The organism is Nocardia sp. NPDC050175 (genome assembly GCF_044459885.1).
In the GTDB taxonomy this organism is placed as follows: Bacteria; Actinomycetota; Actinomycetes; order Mycobacteriales; family Mycobacteriaceae; genus Nocardia.
The window spans coordinates 705,486-723,840 of the sequence record NZ_JBITJI010000003.1 but is presented as its reverse complement, the minus strand read 5'-3'; the positions used below and the strand labels follow the sequence as shown (position 1 = coordinate 723,840).

The 18,355-nt window shown below is 67.1% G+C and carries 16 protein-coding genes; 6 read left to right on the top strand and 10 right to left on the bottom strand.

Annotated features, from left to right (window positions below; genetic code table 11):
• Positions 1 to 3: 3 nt before the first annotated feature.
• Positions 4 to 1,506 (bottom strand): MFS transporter, encoded by a 1,503-nt coding sequence (locus tag ACIBK2_RS14305; protein WP_396967122.1) that lies wholly within the window; start codon positions 1,504 to 1,506, stop codon positions 4 to 6.
• A gap of 92 nt (positions 1,507 to 1,598) precedes the next feature.
• On the opposite strand from ACIBK2_RS14305, the gene ACIBK2_RS14300 reads away from it, so the two are divergent.
• The 3 genes from ACIBK2_RS14300 to ACIBK2_RS14290 are packed head-to-tail and all read left to right on the top strand — an operon-like array spanning position 1,599 to position 3,944.
• Positions 1,599 to 2,279, top strand: a complete 681-nt coding sequence (locus ACIBK2_RS14300; protein WP_357389052.1) for a TetR family transcriptional regulator — start codon at positions 1,599 to 1,601, stop codon at positions 2,277 to 2,279.
• A gap of 52 nt (positions 2,280 to 2,331) precedes the next feature.
• Positions 2,332 to 3,327, top strand: a complete 996-nt coding sequence (locus tag ACIBK2_RS14295) for a zinc-binding dehydrogenase (protein WP_396967120.1) — start codon at positions 2,332 to 2,334, stop codon at positions 3,325 to 3,327.
• 44 nt (positions 3,328 to 3,371) lie between these two features.
• A complete protein-coding gene (locus ACIBK2_RS14290) occupies positions 3,372 to 3,944 on the top strand; it encodes an exonuclease domain-containing protein (protein WP_396967118.1) in 573 nt (190 codons plus the stop codon).
• Positions 3,945 to 3,994: 50 nt separating this feature from the next.
• Here ACIBK2_RS14290 and ACIBK2_RS14285 read toward each other — a convergent pair whose 3' ends face one another.
• From ACIBK2_RS14285 to ACIBK2_RS14260, 6 genes are all read right to left on the bottom strand, one after another.
• Positions 3,995 to 4,669, bottom strand: a complete 675-nt coding sequence (locus tag ACIBK2_RS14285) for an O-methyltransferase (protein ID WP_396967116.1) — start codon at positions 4,667 to 4,669, stop codon at positions 3,995 to 3,997.
• Positions 4,670 to 4,714: 45 nt separating this feature from the next.
• Entirely contained in the window at positions 4,715 to 6,376 is a 1,662-nt protein-coding gene (locus ACIBK2_RS14280; protein WP_396967114.1) for a tetratricopeptide repeat protein, read from the bottom strand.
• Entirely contained in the window at positions 6,373 to 8,193 is a 1,821-nt protein-coding gene (locus tag ACIBK2_RS14275; protein WP_396967112.1) for a hypothetical protein, read from the bottom strand. Before ACIBK2_RS14275 ends, ACIBK2_RS14280 begins: the two co-directional genes overlap by 4 nt.
• A 127-nt stretch (positions 8,194 to 8,320) precedes the next feature.
• On the bottom strand, positions 8,321 to 9,616 hold the full coding sequence (locus ACIBK2_RS14270; RefSeq protein WP_396967110.1) for an ABC transporter substrate-binding protein: 1,296 nt from the start codon (positions 9,614 to 9,616) through the stop codon (positions 8,321 to 8,323).
• 33 nt (positions 9,617 to 9,649) lie between these two features.
• Positions 9,650 to 10,984, bottom strand: coding sequence for an SPFH domain-containing protein (locus tag ACIBK2_RS14265; RefSeq protein WP_396967108.1), 1,335 nt, complete (start codon positions 10,982 to 10,984; stop codon positions 9,650 to 9,652).
• Entirely contained in the window at positions 10,984 to 11,415 is a 432-nt protein-coding gene (locus ACIBK2_RS14260; RefSeq protein WP_396967106.1) for an NfeD family protein, read from the bottom strand. Before ACIBK2_RS14260 ends, ACIBK2_RS14265 begins: the two co-directional genes overlap by 1 nt.
• Before the next feature lie 140 nt (positions 11,416 to 11,555).
• On the opposite strand from ACIBK2_RS14260, the gene ACIBK2_RS14255 reads away from it, so the two are divergent.
• The 3 genes from ACIBK2_RS14255 (at position 11,556) to ACIBK2_RS14245 (ending at position 14,200) form a co-directional block, all read left to right on the top strand.
• Positions 11,556 to 12,383, top strand: a complete 828-nt coding sequence (locus ACIBK2_RS14255) for a DUF3097 domain-containing protein (RefSeq protein ID WP_396967104.1) — start codon at positions 11,556 to 11,558, stop codon at positions 12,381 to 12,383.
• A gap of 90 nt (positions 12,384 to 12,473) precedes the next feature.
• Positions 12,474 to 13,289, top strand: a complete 816-nt coding sequence (locus ACIBK2_RS14250; RefSeq protein ID WP_379289165.1) for a hypothetical protein — start codon at positions 12,474 to 12,476, stop codon at positions 13,287 to 13,289.
• 134 nt (positions 13,290 to 13,423) lie between these two features.
• On the top strand, positions 13,424 to 14,200 hold the full coding sequence (locus ACIBK2_RS14245) for a serine protease (protein ID WP_396967101.1): 777 nt from the start codon (positions 13,424 to 13,426) through the stop codon (positions 14,198 to 14,200).
• A gap of 1,440 nt (positions 14,201 to 15,640) precedes the next feature.
• Here the strand turns inward: ACIBK2_RS14245 and ACIBK2_RS14240 are convergent.
• The 3 genes from ACIBK2_RS14240 to fabG1 form a co-directional block, all read right to left on the bottom strand.
• The gene (locus tag ACIBK2_RS14240) at positions 15,641 to 16,705 is read right to left on the bottom strand and encodes a ferrochelatase (RefSeq protein WP_396967099.1); all 1,065 of its coding nucleotides are present in this window, start codon (positions 16,703 to 16,705) and stop codon (positions 15,641 to 15,643) included.
• An 18-nt stretch (positions 16,706 to 16,723) separates the two neighbouring features.
• Entirely contained in the window at positions 16,724 to 17,560 is an 837-nt protein-coding gene (gene inhA, locus ACIBK2_RS14235) for an NADH-dependent enoyl-ACP reductase InhA (RefSeq protein ID WP_396967097.1), read from the bottom strand.
• A gap of 77 nt (positions 17,561 to 17,637) precedes the next feature.
• Entirely contained in the window at positions 17,638 to 18,354 is a 717-nt protein-coding gene (gene fabG1 / locus ACIBK2_RS14230; protein WP_396967095.1) for a 3-oxoacyl-ACP reductase FabG1, read from the bottom strand.
• Position 18,355: the final 1 nt, after the last annotated feature.

The following is an 18,355-nucleotide window of genomic DNA, read 5'->3' as shown; positions in this document are numbered from 1 at the left end:
CCGCTAGTGGCCCGCGCCCGCGCTCGAAGGAACGCGAGCGGGTGAGGCGAGTCGCGCGATGATCGCCATCGCGATGAGCACGGTGGCACCGACCGCGGTCGCGATATGCATTCCGGAGACGAAGGATTCGCGGGCGGACTCGATCAGCGCGGTGTTGTCGCCTGCCTCCTGGATGGTCTCGCCCAAGGTCGCGCCGTAGTCGCCGCCGGACCGGAAGATCAGGGCGGCAAGGGATCCCAGCAGGGCGAGGCCGAGCGCGTTGCCGAGTTCGAAGCTGGTTTCGGAGATGCCGACGGCCGAGCCCGCGCGTTCCGGCGGTACCGAGGACACCGAAACATCCGACACCAGGGTGAAGGCGAGGCCGTAACCGATGCCGGCGATGGTGGATCCGACCAGATACCACCAGAGCCCGCCGTGCACGCCGACGCCGAGCAGCATGAGATTGCCTGCCGCCGAGGCGGTCAGCGCGAACACGAAGGTGTTGCGGGTGCCGAACCGGCGACCGAACCGAGCGCCGCTCATCGAGCAGACGAACACCGCGACCGCCATCGGAATGCCGAACAGGGCCGCGGCGAGCGGGTCGCGGCCGGTGACCGACTGCAGGTAGATGCTGGTGAGGTAGCTCATCGCGGCCAGCGACATCATGCCGACGAGGCTGGATCCGATGGCCACCGAGAACCCGGCGCGCGAGAACAACCGCAGGTCGAGCAGCGGTTCGTCGAGCTTGCGCTGCCTGCGCACGAAGACGGTCAGGATCACCACGCCGATCAGCGAGATGATGATCGCCTCGGCGTCGACCCCGTCGGCCGCGGCGTGCTTGATGCCGTACACCAGCGGCAGGATGCCGCCGATGGACAGCGCGACGCTCGGCAGATCTAGCGGTCCGCGCACGCCCGCGCGGTGCTCGGGCAGCACGAACGGCCCGAACGCGAGCAGGATCAGCAGCACCGGGATGTTGATGAGAAAGACCGAGCCCCACCAGAATTGGTGCAGCAGCATGCCGCCGATGATCGGGCCGACGGCCGAGCCGCCCGCAAAGAACGCGGTCCACACGCCGATGGCGGCGGCCCGCTTGCGCGCGTCGGGGAACAGGGTGGAGATCAGCGCGAGGCTGGACGGCAGCAGCGTCGCGCCGCCCGCACCCATCAGCGCCCGCGCGATGATCAGCACCGCGGCGCTCGGCGCGAAGGCGGCCAGGATCGAGGCGATGCCGAAGATGGTGGCGCCGGCCAGCAGGATGTTGCGCCGCCCGATCCGGTCGCCGAGGTTGCCCATGGTGATGAGCAGGCCCGCGATCAGGAAGCCGTAGATGTCGAGGATCCACAGCTGCTGGGCGGCCGACGGGTCGAGGTCGACGGTGAGGGTCGGCATCGCCAGGAACAGCACCGAGATGTCCATCGACACCAGCAGCACCGGGAGCAGCAATACCGCAAGCCCGAGCCAGGCACGGCGCGAGCCGACAGCGGGCGCCGCCTGAGCGGTCCGCACTGCCTCAACGTCAGTCATCCTGAATTTTCCTCTCCATCTCGCGTACGGCGTACGCACAAGCTGGAGTACAGTGTACGCAACCTCCCCCGGAAGTGAAAGTGAGTCATCCGATGTCTGAGCTCAAGCTCAACCGAGCCGCCATCATCGACACCGCGATAACGCTTGCCGACGAAGAGGGCCTCGACGCGTTGTCCATGCGGCGGATCGCCGACAAGATGGGCGTCGGCGCCATGTCGCTGTACCGGCACGTCGCGAACAAGGACGAACTGCTGGCCGCGATGACCGACGAGGTGGCGCGGCGCAACCCCTACCCGTCCGCGGCGGGACAGCAGTGGACCTGGCGCGATCGGGTCCGCATCGCCGCCGAGATCGATTGGGCGCTCTATCAGCAACATCCGTGGGTGCTGCTCACCTTCGCGACGCCGCGCTACAGCTTCGGGCCGATGAGCCTGGCCTGCCTGGCGTGGATGGTCGAGGGCTTCGCCGAGCTGAACGTCTCCACGCGTGAGGCGACGACGATGGCTTTCACCGTGTGGAATCACATCTCCGGCGCGACCCTGCCGCACATCAGCGCCGCGCTGATGGCGCGCAAGGGCATGAACCCGGAGGGCGACAACGGGCTGCGCACGATGCTGAAAGGAAGATCACAGTTCCCGGTGCCCGCCGCGCTCGCCGACCTGGAAGGCAGCGGGATCAACGACCTCTCGCAGGAGGATCTGTTGTACGCCGGACTGGCGGCGCTCTGCGACGGCTTCGAGGCCAAGGCGCGGCAGCGGGCCGACTTGACCTGAACCTAGCTTGATGTTGCACGGTGGGTGGCGACCATCACGAACAGGAGCCACCGTGCACGCGATTCGCCTTCATGACTTCGGCCCGGCCGACAATCTGCGCTACGAGACCGTTCCCGATCCGACGCCGGGAGCGGGCCAGGTGCGAATTGCCGTGGCGGCGGCCGGTGTTCATCTCATCGATACCGCGTTGCGCAAGGGGTTGGCCGGACCGTATCCGGTTCCCGAACTGCCAACCGTGCCCGGACGGGAGGTCGCCGGGACGATCGATGCGGTTGGGGCCGAGGTCGATCCGGAGTGGGTCGGTAAACAGGTGGTCGCGCATCTGGGCATGGCGCCCGGCGGGTATGCCGAGCTTGCCGTGACCGAAGTCGCTCGGCTGCACGAGATTCCGGCGAATCTCGGACCGGCCGAGGCGGTGGCGATGATCGGCACCGGGCGCACGACCTTGGGGATTCTGCAATTCACCGAGCTCGGCCCCGACAGCGTCGCGATCGTGACCGCCGCGGCAGGCGGAATCGGCACGCTGCTGGTGCAATTCGCGAAGAATGCCGGAGCGACCGTGATCGGGCTGGCCGGTGGTCCCGCGAAAGTCGAACTGGTGCAACGCAACGGTGCCGACCTCGCCGTGGACTATCTGCTCCCCGACTGGCCCGAACAGGTCGGAGGTTTCCTCACGGATCGGCGCGCGACCGTCCTGTTCGGCTCGGTGGGCGGCGAGATAGCCCGTGCCGCTATCGATCTGCTCGGCAAGGGTGGACAGCATCTGGTTTTCGGCGCGTCCGGACAGAGCCCGAAAGATGCCGCCGTGCCGACGCTGTCGACAGAGGAATTGGCCGCACGCGGTATCACCTCCGAATTCGTCCTCGGGCCGCCGATGATCCAGCGCGCGGGCGGCGACCTTCGCATTCTCGAAGATCGGGCCATCGCAGAGGCGGCCGCCGGGCGGCTACGGCCTGCGGTGCAAAGGTTCGCACTCGCCGACGCTGCCGCCGCACACCGCGCCCTGGAGACCAGGGCGACCATCGGCAAGGTTGTGTTGATCCCTTGAAACCGATTGAGCGGCTTCGTGTTTCCTCTCTACGCTCGACAGCTATGGGAGGAAATACGGGGCTGCTCAATGTCGTCGATGTCGAGGCGACCTGTTGGGATGGCAAGACGCCGCCCGGCGCGGTGAGCGAGATCATCGAAATCGGTTTGACCGTGGCGGATTTGGCGTCGGGTGAGCGGCGGGGCAAGCATCGAATTCTGGTCCGGCCCGCCCGGTCCACGGTGAGTGAGTTCTGCACCGAATTGACCGGGCTTACCCAGGACGAGGTCGATACCGGTGTCTCATTTACCGACGCGTGCCGGTTGTTGGCGACCGAGCACGAAGCAGGTGTACGTGCTTGGGCCAGCTGGGGTGACTACGACCGCAAACAGTTCCTGAGCCAATGCAACGCCACCGATACCGCCTACCCGTTCGGACATCGGCACACCAACGCCAAACTGGTGTTCAGCGAGGCCTACGGGCTCAACCGGCGGCAAGGTATGGCGGGCGCGCTGCACATCGCCGGGCTTCCGCTCGAAGGGCGGCACCATCGGGGCGAGGACGACGCGTGGAATATCGCGGCGCTAGTGCTCGATATCGCGGGCCGGGGAGCTTGGCGGATAACGAGTACGGACTGAGCTGGCCAGTTTGATCGCGGACGACATCGGCCGTCCGCGATCTCGCGACATCAGTCCGTCTCGCCCTGCACCACGGCATACGCGAAGCCATCCCAGCCCTTGCTGCCGACGGTCTGCACGACGGTCGCGTCCAGCGTCGGCTCGGCGGCGAACAGTTCGACCACGGCGCGGCTGGCGCGGTTCGCCTCGTCCGCGGAGTTCGCATCGGCGAGGCCGCCCCTGCGGACGACGTTGTCGACGATGATCACCGAGCCCGGCCGAGTCAGTTTCAGCGCCCACTGGACGTAGTTCGAGTTGTTGACCTTGTCGGCGTCGATGAACACCAGGTCGAACGGTTCGGGCTGCTCCTCGGCCAGCACCGGCAGGCTGTCCAGGGCGGCACCGACCCGAATGTCGACCCGGTCGCCCACACCCGCATTGTCGACGTTCTTGCGCGCGACCTCGGCATGCTCCGGCTTGAACTCGAGGGTGATCACCTGCCCCTTCTCACCGACCGCACGGGCAAGCCAGATCGTGCTGTACCCGCCGAGCGTGCCGATCTCCAGCACCCGCCGCGCCCGCGCCGTGCGCGCCAGCAGATACAAGAACTTCCCCTGCGGCGCAGACACATCGATCGCAGGCAGTTGCGCGGCAGCATTCGCCGTCAGCGCCGCCGCCGTATCCGCATCCCGCACCAGCGTGTCCACGATGTAGCTGTCTACATCGCCCCATTCGGTTGTCGTCATACCCCGCAGTCTGCCACCACAGCCACCCCCTAACCGGACTCCCAGCTAGCGGCCCATATCGGCGAGGGGCCAGTGGTCGATGTGGTCCAGCACGCTGAGTTCGGTGCCGGTCAGAACCCAACGGGCTTTGGCTATATAGCGTTCGGTGTGGCGGGCGGCGGGATGCAAGCGGTGCGCCTCGGCGAGCCAGCCGCTGGCCTGGCGTTGGACCTCCAGCGAGGGCAGGGGCCGGTCGGCGGGGAAGAGGGTGTCGCTGTATTCGGGAGCGACGATCATGGCGGAGCCGAGGTGTTGCAAGCAACGGGCGGTGCCGGGATCGTCGGCCAGTGTGCGGTAGCCGGTCAGTGCCCGCTGCCAGCACCGCAGTGCTCGGCGGAAATCACCGCGCGCCCATCGCACGACGCCCATAGTCTCCTGGATCTGTGCACGACCATCGGGCTCACGGCCGGCGTTGGTCAATGATTCAGCCAGTTCCAGGCGGTCCTGGGCGGCATCGAGCCTGCCTTGATGGATATGGACGACAGCCAAGTTGATCAGCGCGCAAACCTCACCCGCCACATCCTCCCGGGGCAGCAACCACCAGGCTGCTTCCAACCGCGCAGCCACTGCGGGCAGGTTGTCGGGCGATTCGGCCAGTATCCGTAGCGCCTCCCGGTGTTCCCATCTCGCGGCCAGGCTGGTGGACAGGTTGCGTGGCCGGTAACGCTTCGGCCGTCCGTGCAGCAGGCCCGCCCGCATCTGCACCAGATCCCGGTGCACCACAAGACCTTCCAACCCGCGTATACGGTTGAGCTCGGCAGCCAACTGGCGATGGTTCTCCCGCTTGCCGATTCGGGCATACCATCCGTCCAGCGCATCCCCGATCCGCACCAACTCCGGCACCAGGGTGGCCGGTACTGCCGCACCCAGCGACGCGCAGGCAAAAACAAGTTCGCGCAGACCCCGCTCTTCGGCGTCGAACCAGAGTCGCGCCCCCGCGGCGAACTGCTCCGAATCCAGTGCGAACGCCCACCGGGTTGCCCGATCGGCGTAAAAGTGCACGAGCGCGGTCAACGCCGCCCGCCACTGCGGCCTCGCGGTCACCTCCCACTTGGCCGGCAGCCCCGGCACCTTGCACAGGCAATGGCGTTGCACGCCAAGCGGCGTCACGATGCCGGCCCTGGTGAGCTCGGCCAGCTTGGTGACGGCCGTGGCGCGTGACTCGGCTTGCGCGACCGGCAGCCGAGCCGGCGCGTCGAGCACGGCGGCCAACACGGCAAGCAATGCGGCCGTTTCGAAATCACGCACGGGCAGATGCCGCAACACCGCGATCTCGAGATCCTCCCACGCCGCGTCGACGAACCTGCCCGGATGCCGTACCGATGCGGCACGTACCGGCGGCCCAGAATCGGCCAGATCCGCGATCATCTCGAGTTCGTTTGCCGTACGGATCCTTTCGCGATACCGCTGCACAAACCGGTGTCCCACATAGACTGCCGCTGCCGCGACAACGAGCACCGACAACCACCGCAGCGCGCCCGCCGCCACCTTGACCGCAGCGCTCTCCCCCAACGAATTCAGCACCAGATTGCGCGCCAACTCGAACAGCAGAGCGTAGGCCACCACCGAGGCCGTGCCTAGAAACCCTTGCCAGATAGAGGATCTCGGCGTGCTCGGCTCGACCGACGACGCCTCTCCCTGCCGCTCCCGCTCCTCTGGACGACTCATCGCAATGCCCCTCCGGTGAGACCGGGCACCAGCCAGCGACGCCAGGTTGCGAGCAGTAGAGCGACGGGCAGAATCGCCGATATCAACGCGCCTGCCGCCAATTGCGCTGAGTTCTCGCCGAATTGGCGTGCCTCGCCCCAGAGCAGCAGTGACCACGGTGTCGCCCCCGCGCCGCTGATCAGTAGCCCGATCACGAAATCGTTCCAGACCTGGATGAATTCGAGCACCGCGACAGCGGCGAGGGCCGGGCCCGCCGACGTCAGCACACGTCGGGCGATTGTTCCTGGGCCGGCCAGGCCGTGCAGGGCGTCTGCGGCAGGGCTACCCGGCGGGGCAAGCAGGGCGCCACGTAAGACGAGGATGGCAACCGGCAGCCCGGCCGCGGCATGCAGCAGGATCAACGGGATTCGGGTGCCGGAGAGTCCGTAGCTGTCGATGAAGGCATTCACCGGGCCGAGGTAGCTCTGCACCGGTAGCACCGAGAGCACCACCAGGAAGACCACCGCGATGCCAGCGGCGGGCCGGCTCGGCCGCAGTGCCGCAAGGCGATACGCGACCGGCACCGCCGCGGCCACCACCACGAGTGTGGCCAGGACCGCCACCCACGCCGTCGTCTCCAGTGACCGCAGCAGTGCGGGGTCGCGCCACATGCGCGTGAGCGCGCCGAAGCCCCAGCCATTCCGGTCCTGCAGCATCGTCAGGATCAGCGCGACGATCGGGAACAATGCCACCCCCGACACCGTCAGCATCCCGAGGACCCGAAGCGGCTTCGGCGGTTGCCACGCCGCAGGCCCGGCCCGCTCCGTCGGCGCGGACCAGCTGGTCCGATGCTTACCTACATCGTGTTGCAGCAGCCAGGCCAAGAATCCGACCAGCACCGCGAGCGGAAATCCGTAGGCCGCCGCGACACCCGCGTCGACATCGGAGTCGACGGCCAATCGCCACCAGTGCACGGTCGCGCTGTCGACCTGATACTGCATCGAACCAGGCACCCCGATCAGCACCACGTCGAACACCCTGGCCGCGGCCACTCCAACGGCAAGTCCGACGATCAGCACCACCGGGCGCAGTAATACGTAGAGCCGCAACGGCAACGGCTTGTCCGTGCGATGCAGATCACCGACGCGCGCCGGATCGGTCTCGACAGCGTGGATACCGGCGCGGAACAGCCCGGTAACGAAGCCGAGCCAGGTCCACAGGAACGCGAACCCCAGCATCGCCGCGAACCAGAACCGGTATACCCCAACGCTTTCGATCCCGAGCCGGTCGCCGAGGTACTGGAAGATCAGGCGAAAGGCGACACCGGATACCACTGCGGAGATCCCGAACGGCACGATCAGCGGCCGCCACAACCACCGCGAATCCCTTCCCCACCAAGCGATCCCCATCGCCACCGCGAGCAGCACCACCCCGAACAGCACCCACACCAACGTCCGCAGATACGCCCAACTACCGTCGCGCCCCAACGCACCGCCGAGCGCCCACAGGCCCACGACAACAACGGCAAGCAGAATCGGCCACGGCACCAACCGAATCCCCGAAAAACACCGATGCCGCGCAAGCTGCGTCAACCCGACGGCCCCGAATGCCACCAGCAGACACGACCCGACCACCAACGGCCGCGCCCGCACCGCGATCACCACTGTCCACACCACCGGCACCGCAACCAGCGACACCGTCAACACCGTCGCAGGCAACCCCGCCGCCAACCCGACCCACCGCCGAGGATGACTCCCCGCAACCAACGGCCCCCGCATCCGTCGGGTAGCAAGCTCCAACCGCAATCCGTTGGCCTGGAAATCTGGCGAACCCGCCATCACCCCACCTCTCCGCAACGTGGAGCGCCGGCGACCGCGCGATCGCAGCGGGCGGCGAGCGGACGACAGAGACCGCGGACAACAAGTCCGAGCCACGACCCGTTGCCCCGAAAGTCGGCCCGGCCCATCATCGCTGCCCCCGATCCACCGCGTCGAGCGCGGAAATCGCGCGATCGGTCGCGTCGTCGAGCCGTTCGGTCTTACCGTCGCCGACCGCGATCAGGAAGTCGGTCAGTATGCGCCACAAGCCGTTTCGGCCACCGACCGCGCCGATCCGATCGGACAGGTCGAACGCGCTGCGCGTGTTCAGGGTGCGGGCCGATGCCTCGAGGAAGGGCGAGTATCGGGCGTTCGTCCGGAGGTTCGGCGCGATGAAGCCGCCGTAGTTCTCGATCCAGGGCAGCGGGGCCGCGGGATCGGCAAGGGCGCCAACCACTTCCATGGCGCGGTCGGCCGCCGACTCGGTGACCACCATGACGTCGCCGCCGACGATCCGTGGCGGGTCCTGATCGGCCGCGACGGCGGGAAAGGCGGCGACGCCGACCACGTCTTCGGCGCGCCGCCCGGAGCGCTGAACCGCGGCGCGCACGATCGGCTCGGCGAAGTCCGCCTCGACGACCATGACCGCGCGCCGATGCTCGAAAACCTCACGGACCGCGTCCGGGAACTGGCGGGTCAGTGCGGCAGCGATGCCACCGGGAAACGCGTGCCGGTGGCCCCACAGCGAGCCGAGGTGATCGAACGCCGCCCGCACGCCAGGACTCTCCCAGGTGCGGTCATTGCGTGCGGCGGCCACCTCGTCGTAGATCCGAGGTGATTCGGCGAGCAAGGCGTTCTCGAACACATCGGAGAGCACCCAACCATCCGCGGCGCCCAGGGCGAGCAACCGGACAGGCGTCTCGGCGAGCACCTCCATTCGGTCCAGCCAGTCCGCCAGGGTCCAGCCAACCGGGTCCCCGAGACCGTACTTCTCGACGAGCTGCCGGTCGTACCAGACCATCGACTTGTCCGCCGCCTTGAACGGCACGCCATACGGTTTTCCGTTGTGCTGCAACAACTGCCGCCACACATCCGGGTAGCGCGAACCGAGCTCGTCGGACCACAGCGCGTCGCGAACCGGCCGCAATTTGCCCTGTTCGGCGAGCGGCTGCACCCGGCCCGCCTGCGGCAGCATCACAATGTCGGGCGCGGAACGACCACCCGCCGTGAACGCGGTCTCGATCTCGTCGCCGAGCGGAACGACATCCACCTGGCTGTCGTAGCCGAGGCGAGCGAGCACCGCCCGGAACGCCGCCAATTCGGAACCGCTCCACGACACCCCGATGCGGACCGCACCGGGATTGCCGAGCAGGAGATTCGGGGCACAGGCGGCTGCCAGCGGCGCGATCAGCGCCGCTTGCAGTAGTTCCCGCCTGCTTCGCATATCCCCCCGGGCCCGGCTACTTCCTGCGACCGCTTACTTCGAGAAGTTCTCCGGCGGCTGCCACGGCCGACCGTGCGGGTCGTCGGGGCGGTAGACCGGCGGTTGTTGCTGCGGCTGTTGCTGCGGAGGCTGCTGCTGTGGCGGTTGTTGTTGCGGCAGTTGCTGTTGCGGCGGGGTCTCGCGCTGCGGCGGGTACGCCTCCTCGCGCGGCGGCATCACCGCCTGATGCGGCGACGCCTCGTGCGAGGTGGGTGTTGCCGCGGTCATCAGGCCGTCCACCGGCTTGCGAGCGGTCGCTTCCGCCGCGCGCACGGCGCGTTCGATGGCGGGGTCGGGTGCGGTGTCGAACCAGTCCGCGACGTCCTCGGAGTCGTCCTCCACCTTGGTCGGTTCGCTGTCGGCGGCGGGCGCCTCGTAGCGGAAGATGCCGTCCTCGCCCTTGCTGGCGAAGCTGGTGGCGAATCCTTCGAGCGCCTTGCCGAAGTCGCTGGGCACCAGCCACACCTTGTTGGCGTCGCCGCGCGCGACCATCGGCAGTGTCTGCATGTATTGGTAGGCAAGCAGTTCCGGCGTCGGCTTGCCGTTTTTGATTGCGGCGAAGACCTTTTCGATGGCCTTGGCCTGACCTTGTGCCTGCAGGTACGAGGCGGCCCGCTCACCCTGCGCGCGCAGGATGCGGCTCTGCCGTTCACCTTCGGCCTCCAGGATGGCCGACTGCTTGGCGCCTTCGGCGGAGAGCACCTGGGCCTGCTTGGAACCCTCGGCCATCTTGATCTGCGATTCGCGGGTGCCCTCGGCGGTGAGGATCATCGCGCGCTTCTCGCGGTCGGCCTTCATCTGCTTTTCCATCGACTCCTGGATCGATGCGGGCGGGTCGATGCTCTTCAGCTCGACCCGCGCCACCCGCAGACCCCAGCGTCCGGTCGCCTCGTCCAGCACGCCGCGCAGCTGACCGTTGATCTGATCGCGGGAGGTCAGCGTCTGCTCCAGCGTCATGCCGCCGACCACGTTGCGCAGCGTGGTGACGGTGAGCTGCTCGACGGCGGCGATGTAGTTGCTGATCTCGTAGACCGCGGCCTGCGGGCTGGTGACCTGGAAATACACCACGGTGTCGATGTGCAGCGTGAGGTTGTCCTCGGTGATCACCGGCTGCGGCGGGAAGGACACCACCCGCTCGCGCAGGTCCACCTTGGCGCGGATGCGGTCCGCGAACGGGACGAGGAACGTCAACTGACCCGACACCGTGCGCGAATACCGGCCGAGCCGCTCGATCACCGCCGCCTCGGCCTGCGGCACCAGCGCGATCGACTTGAACACCACCACCACAACCAACAGCACGAGTACGGCGGCAACGATCAGTACAGCCATTACGGCCCCTTCCAGACGACGGCGGTCGCGCCTTCGATCCTCATGACATACACCTTCGTACCCGGTTCATAAACCTCGGACTCGTCCATCGGCCGCGCGGTCCAGACTTCCCCGCCCAGTTTCACCTGACCGGAGTGCGCGGCGACCTCCTCCAGCACCACCGCCGACTTGCCTTCCAACGCAGCCACGTTCGTCGGGGTCGGCGGCGGCGTGCCGAAGCGGCGGCGCAACAGCGGCCGCACGCCGAGGAACAGCAGCAGCGTGAGCACGCCGAAGACGATGGCATCCACCACCAGCGTGGTATCCGCGACCGCGCTGACGCCCGCGGTGCCGAGCGCGGCGACACCGAGCATGAGCAGCGTCAGGTCGCCGGTGAGCATCTCCGCCGCCGCGAGCAAGATCCCCGCGACCAGCCAAACTATTGCGGCCACAAAACCACTCTAGTGCGCGGGTGATGATCTCGGGCCGCACTGACACGACTACAGATCTCGGGTGAATCACGAAGCACGCGCGGACGCGCGGACCGCGCCGCTGTATCGAAATCGCCAGCGGCGGTGCTAGCTTCAGGCGGGTGAGCGGGCATAACAGCTATGGCGGCGACATCTTCGCCGGACACTCCCGAGCGAAAAAGCGCGCGGTGCCGCAGGTAACGGCGGATCGCGACCTGGTGGTCGAGGACGCGGCCAGCGGATTCTGCGGTGCCGTGGTGGGTTTCGAGCGCAGCTACGACGGCGAGTTCGTGAAACTCGAGGACGCGCGCGGCGCGGTGCGGCTGTTCGCGATGCGCGAGGCCGCGTTCCTCATCGACGGCGAACCCGTGACGTTGATCCGGCCGACGGCCGCGGCACCGAAGAAGGAAACGCGCTCCGCGTCCGGGTCGACCCGGGTGGAAGGTCTGCGCGCCCGAGTCGCACGGACCAGCCGGATCTGGGTGGAGGGCGTGCACGATGCGGCGCTGGTCGAGCGGGTTTGGGGACATGACCTTCGGGTCGAGGGTGTGGTAGTCGAGCATCTGGAAGGTCTGGACAATCTGGCCGAGCGGCTCACCGAATTCGCGCCGGGACCGGGTCGCCGGGTCGGAGTGCTGGTCGACCATCTGGTCACCGGATCCAAGGAAACCCAGCTGACCACCGGGCTCGGTGCGAACGTGCTGGTCACGGGGCATCCGTACATCGACGTCTGGCAGGCGGTGCGCCCGGCGACCGTTGGGATCGCGGCGTGGCCGCAGGTGCCGCGCGGCGAAGACTGGAAAACCGGCATTTGCGATCGATTGGGGTGGGGCACGCCACAGGAGGGCTGGCGGCGGGTCTACAACTCCGTCGAGTCGTTCCGCGACTTGGAGGCACCGCTCATCGGGGCGGTGGAACGGCTCATCGACTTCGTCACCGAACCGGAATAGCAGGTCCGCGCGGGTGCCTCGCACCGCTGCTCAGGAATGCCCTTTCCGGGAATGCCCGCGAATAACCGTCACCCTTTATGCTCGATAATTATGTGCTCTCCTAGTGCCACGCTGACGGTGTGGGCCGGCTCCTGGCTGGCCGGCTGTAGCGCGCCCGACGACGTATTGGAGGCCCTGCACGCGTGGGCGCCCCAGCACACCATCGCCGCCGGTGACCCGGTCACCGGTGGCCGCACCGACCTGCCGTGGTCGTCCCGCGGCAACCTACCCGGTACCGGAATGATGGCACTGCTCAAGGTGATTCGCGAGAGCATGGCCCAGCCCGGCGCGCAGCTGCGGCTGGTGCTCCCGGTGCCGGGCGACGTGCGCGGCCTGCCCACCGGCACCGCCTTCGCGGCCGACGCGATCGAGGCGGAGGAGGGGCTGCTGATCGGGGTGCCCGGCACCGAGGGCACCGGCCTCATCCCGCAGTGGACCGACGAGGACACGCTGCAGTGGGCCGTCTACAGCACGCCGATTCCGCCGGTGCCCGGCCAGGACATGTCGCTCGGCGAGGCCGAATACGCGATGCGCGAGGCGGTCCGCGACGCCGCCGACGCGCTGCTGCAGCTGCACACCACCTCCGTCGGCTCGGCCGACTCGGACCCGCGCGAACTCATCGAGGCCGAGCTCGCCGACTACTCCCGGCACGACTACCCCGGCTCGATCCCGTTGCGGGCCAGGAAGATTCTCGATACCGCCGATCATGTCGCGGCGATACTCACTGTGGCGCAACGGGAACCGGCGTCCTCGCCGACCTCGGCGAGTGCGATCGGCGCACAGGAGTCGCTACTACGCCCGCTGTGGGACGCGATCCGAGCCGCGCGCCTGGTGGCCATTCATGCGGCGGCCCGCAGCACGCCGTGAATTCGACGGCTCCCGTTCGACTCCGGGTCGATCGACGAAGCGGGCAACACGGACGCTACGGACAGTGCGCGCGCCATCTCCTTCCATCTGGTTGAATGATGCGACCCTCCGGCCCTCTCAGCAGGCGGTATGACATGAATTTTCCGCGTCGCGGCGCCGCGACCCTCGTCGCCGCACTGCTCGCCCTCGGCCTGCCCGCCGCGGCGCCCGCGTCGGCGATCGTCGGCGGCACCGAGACCGAGGCGAGCGTCTACCCGTGGCTCGGCGCGGTCGGTAGCTCGCTGTTCTTCACCAGGCCGTCCGGCCAGTTCTGCGGTGGCGCGCTGATCGCCCCCGACCAGGTACTCACCGCGGCGCACTGTGTTTCGCTCGCCAAACTGGTCTCCCAGGCGGTCACGGTCACCTTCGGGCGCACCGACTTACGCGACTCCGACGGAGTCAAGGTGCACGTCAAGGACATTCGCATCCACCCGGACTTCTACGACACCGACTTCGACGGCGAGACCGTGCACCACAACGATCTCGCCATCCTCACCCTGGACCACCCCCAACCCGGCCCGTTCGTGAAAGTCGGTGCCGTCCAAGCGAAGACCGGCACCGTCCTCGGCTGGGGCGCCACGTCGGAGGCCGACGAGTCCAACACCCACCTGCGCCGCGCCACCGTCCCGCTCGTCTCGGACGCCGACTGCGCCGCGGCATACGGCACCGCCTTCGACCCGACCGACATGCTCTGCGCCGGTTCCCCCGAAGCCGACACCGCCGAATACGACAGCGGCGGACCACTTCTCATCGACGGCCAACTGGTCGCCCTCACCTCATGGGGCAAAGGCGCCGCCCGCCCCGGCTTCCCCGGCGTCTACGCCCGCATCCCAAGCAACTTCATCGAGTCGAGTCATACGGTGGCTAATTGATCTTCAATAGCAACCATATGACTCGCCTCGATGACGCCCAACAACCCTTTGACTCGCCTCGTTTTCCCCAGCATCTTTCAACCGGACCACAGCCAGTCCTCACGCTGGAACCCACACGCTGCCCATCACAAGTTGCGGAAGAGAAGGTCGGGGACCCCACCTGACGTGCTCAGTACTACTCCGGTCATCCGACGAACCAGTCGACAACCTCTGGGCCAGCACACCACCGGAGATCTCTCAGTACACCAACCCGAACCAGTACACCCAGAGATCCTCGAAAAGGTGAACCTATCCGGGCAAGTGCTTCTCAGGACTCCAAAGGTGGACAGTCCAGAGAAGCTGAAGACCTATCCACATTTTCCCGTGAGTAGTGCTGGGCGCGTCGCCTGCCGTACCCGGCTTTAGGTGCACGTCAGGCGCGCGATGTCGCGTTCCCGAGGTGGTCATCTGGCTGTGGTCACGTCACAAGCGCTTTGGACAAGAGCGGGTGGTCGGTGGCGGTTTCGGTGGTCGATCAGACCCACAGGGCGCTCCCCGACCGGTATGCCCAGGATCTGCACTCTGTCTCGGGATCAGCACTCGGAATAGGGCCCTAAAGCCAGTGCAGGTCCCGAGAGAGTGCGCAGATTCCGGGTTCGGCTTGGTGGGGTGGGGTGCTCGGCACTCGTGGCGGGGTGCGTTCCCGGTTCGATTGCGGATCCGCACTCTTTCTCGGAATTCGCCCCAGTGCAGGTCACGAGAGAGTGCGCAGATTCCGGGTTCGGCTTGGTGGGGGTGGGGTGCTCGGCACTCGTGGCGGGGTGCGTACCCGGTTTCGAGCACCGATCCGCACCCTCACTCGGAATCCGCCCGGCAGTAGGGCCTTAATCCGGGTGCGTGATCCCGACACAAGGTGCCGATTCCGTTGCCCGCGTAGCGAATTGGAAGGTGCTCACCCTTTGTTTAACCTGCACACCCGGTATACCGGGTGTGCAGGTTAAACAAAGGGTGAGTGGTTCAGCGCAGGCCGTTGATGTACCCGGTTTCACCACAGATCTGCACTCTGTCTCGGGATCGGCACTCGGAATAGGGCCCTAAAGCCAGTGCCGATCCCGAGTGAGAGTGCGGATTCCGCTGCTCGCGTGGCGAATTGGAGGTCGCTCACCCTTTGTGTGACCCGCACACGCGGTATACGGGGTGGGCGGGTTAGGCGAAGGTGAGCGGCTGGGTTCTAGCCCGGTGATCGGGCTGGCAGAGTCGGGATTTGCACTGTGTCTCGGGATCGGCACTCGGAATAGGGCCCTAGAGACGGTGCAGATCCCGAGTTAAGGTGCGGATTCTGCAGTCGGGTGGCTACACGTAAGTGGTCAACATTTCAGAATAGATCATCGATACTTCATCTTTCGCCCCGCTTCGGCTTCCTCCGAAGGCGGAACCGATGCTATCGCAGCCTGATTCGCGTTAATTCCCGGCGGTAACCGGTCGCTTAGGCGGCGCACAGCAACCCACGGCACAGGGTGTGCCGTTGAGGGTGCAGCCGTAGCCGGGGACCTCGCCGAGATGACGGGAGGCGGTGTCGTTCAACTGCTCATCGATCAATTCGACGACCAGTTGGGCGAAGCGCGGGTCGGTGCCGGGGGTGGCGGCGCGGGCGAAGGCCATGCCTAGTTCGGCGGCTTTCTCTTTCGCCTCGTTGTCGAGGTCCCAGATCACCTCTAGGTGGTCGGAGACGAAACCGACGGGGCAGACGATGACGGCATCGACATTCTTCGCCGAGAGATTGTCGAGGTGATCGACGATGTCGGGGTCGAGCCAGGGCACCTGCGGCGGGCCGGAGCGCGACTGCCAGACAACGTCGTAATCGGTGAAACCCGTTGCAACAGCGGACAACCGGGCGGCCTCGGCAACCTGACGGCTGTACAGGTGGCCGCCGTCGGCAGGCGGCCCAGCGGCCGTGTCGGCGCTGACCGGAATGGAGTGCGCGGTGAAGACGAGCCGCGCACCGTCCCGCCGATCGGCCGGAAGTTCTTCCCGCGCCGCACGAATCGCATCGGCGAAGGCCTCGATCAGCAACGGATGGTCGAAGTACTGCCGCAATTTGACCAGATCCGGTGCTTCGTCACCGAAAGCGGTTCTGGCCCTGGTGATGTCCTCGTGATACTGCAGGCAACCCGAGTAACCACCCCACGCGGACGTGGGGAACACCAGAGCGGACCGAACACCGTCGGCGGCCATCCGCGCGACGGTGTCCTCCACCATCGGAGACCAGTTCCGATTACCGAAGTACACCGGGAGATCGATACCCGCCGTGGCCAATTCGGCCTCGACCGCGGCGATGATGTCCCGGTTGAGCGCGTTGATCGGCGAGACGCCGCCGAAGTGCAGGTAGTGCTGCGCGACCTCTTCGAGGCGTTCGCGCGGCACACCCCGGCCCCGAGTGACGTTCTCCAGGAACGGCATCACGTCCTCGGGGCGTTCCGGGCCGCCGAAGGACAGCAGCAGAAGTGCGTCGGCAGCCCGAACCACAATGCCCTCCTAGGAAGATCAGTTGATCGACATGCCTTCGGGGAACCAGGTGTTGTGGCTGGCTCCGCCGTCGACGTAGATGATCGACGCGGTCGTACCCGGCAGCCAGTCCGACAGCAGCGCGACGATCGACTTGGCGACCACCGTCGGGTCGTCGACGTCCCAGCCGATCGGCGAGGCGCCGTCCCAGTACTCGTTGAGCTGGTTGAGCTTGGCGGCGTCGTCGGTCGCGGTGCCCGCGATGGCCTTGGCCGCGAGGGTCTTGATCGGGCCTGCGGCGATCAGATTCGAGCGAATCTTCTTGGCGGCGCCCACTTCTCGCGCCACGTACCGGTTGACCGACTCGAGCGCGGCCTTCGCCACACCCATCCAGTTGTAGTACGGCATCGCGGTGCGCGGATCGAAGTCCATGCCGACGATCGAGCCGCGCTCGTTCATCACCGGCAGCACCGCGCGGGCCAGCGAGGCGTAGCTCCAGGCGGAGATCTCGAACGCCTTGGCGGCGTCCGGGCCGGGACCCTCGAGGAACGGACGCGCCTCCGGACCCATCAGGGTGCGCGGCGCGAACGCGATCGAGTGCAGCACGCCGTCGACGCCCTCGGGCGCCAGCTCGCGCACCTTGTCCGCCAGCTCACCGAGGTTTTCCTCGTTGGTGACGTCGAGCGGGATGGCCGGGGGGACCTCTTGCGGCAGCCGCCTGGCGATCCGGTCGATCAGCCGCAGCCGCTCCGGAATGCCGGTGATGATCACCTTCGCGCCCTGCTCCTGCGCGACGGCGGCCGCGTGGAACGCGATCGACGAGTCGGTGATGATGCCGGTGACCAGAATGGTCTTACCTTCGAGCAGTCCGCCCATAAGTTTTCGGTTCTCCTGGAGTCGAGTGTGGAATTGCTTGCGGCCGCCGAGGTTTCGGGGCCGCCAGGTCCGTCGGGTCAGTGGCCCATGCTCATGCCGCCGTCGACCGGAAGGATCGCACCGGACACGTAGCGGGAATCCTCCGAGGCCAGGAAGCTGACCACGGCCGCGACGTCCTCCGGCTGGCCGAGGCGCTGCAGCGGAATGAACTTCTTGGCCATATCGCGCAGATCGTCGGGCAGATCCTTGGTCATATCGGTCTCGATGAAACCGGGCGCGACGACATTCGCGGTGATCGAGCGCGAGCCGAGCTCACGGGTGATGGAGCGCGCCAGGCCGATCACACCGGCCTTGGAGGAGGCGTAGTTGATCTGCCCGGCCTGGCCGCCGAGGCCGACCACTGAGCCCAGGAAGATCATCCGACCCCAGCGCGCCCGCAGCATCGCCCGATTAGCCCGCTTGGCACAGCGGAACGCACCGGTCAGGTTCGCGTCGATGACCCTGGTGAACTGCTCCTCGGTCATCCGCATCAGCAACGTGTCGTCGGTGATGCCCGCGTTCGCGACCAACACCTCGACCGGACCCTGCTTCTCTTCGACCTCGGTGAACGCGGCATCGACCGAAGCACTATCGGTCACATCGCATTTCACGCCGAACAGGCCGTCCGGCACCCCCGAGCCGCGATGCGTGACGGCCACCTTGTGACCGTCGGCGAGCAGCCGCTGCGCGACCGCGAGACCGATGCCGCGATTACCGCCGGTGACGAGGACAGACCGGGATGTGTTGTTCGACATG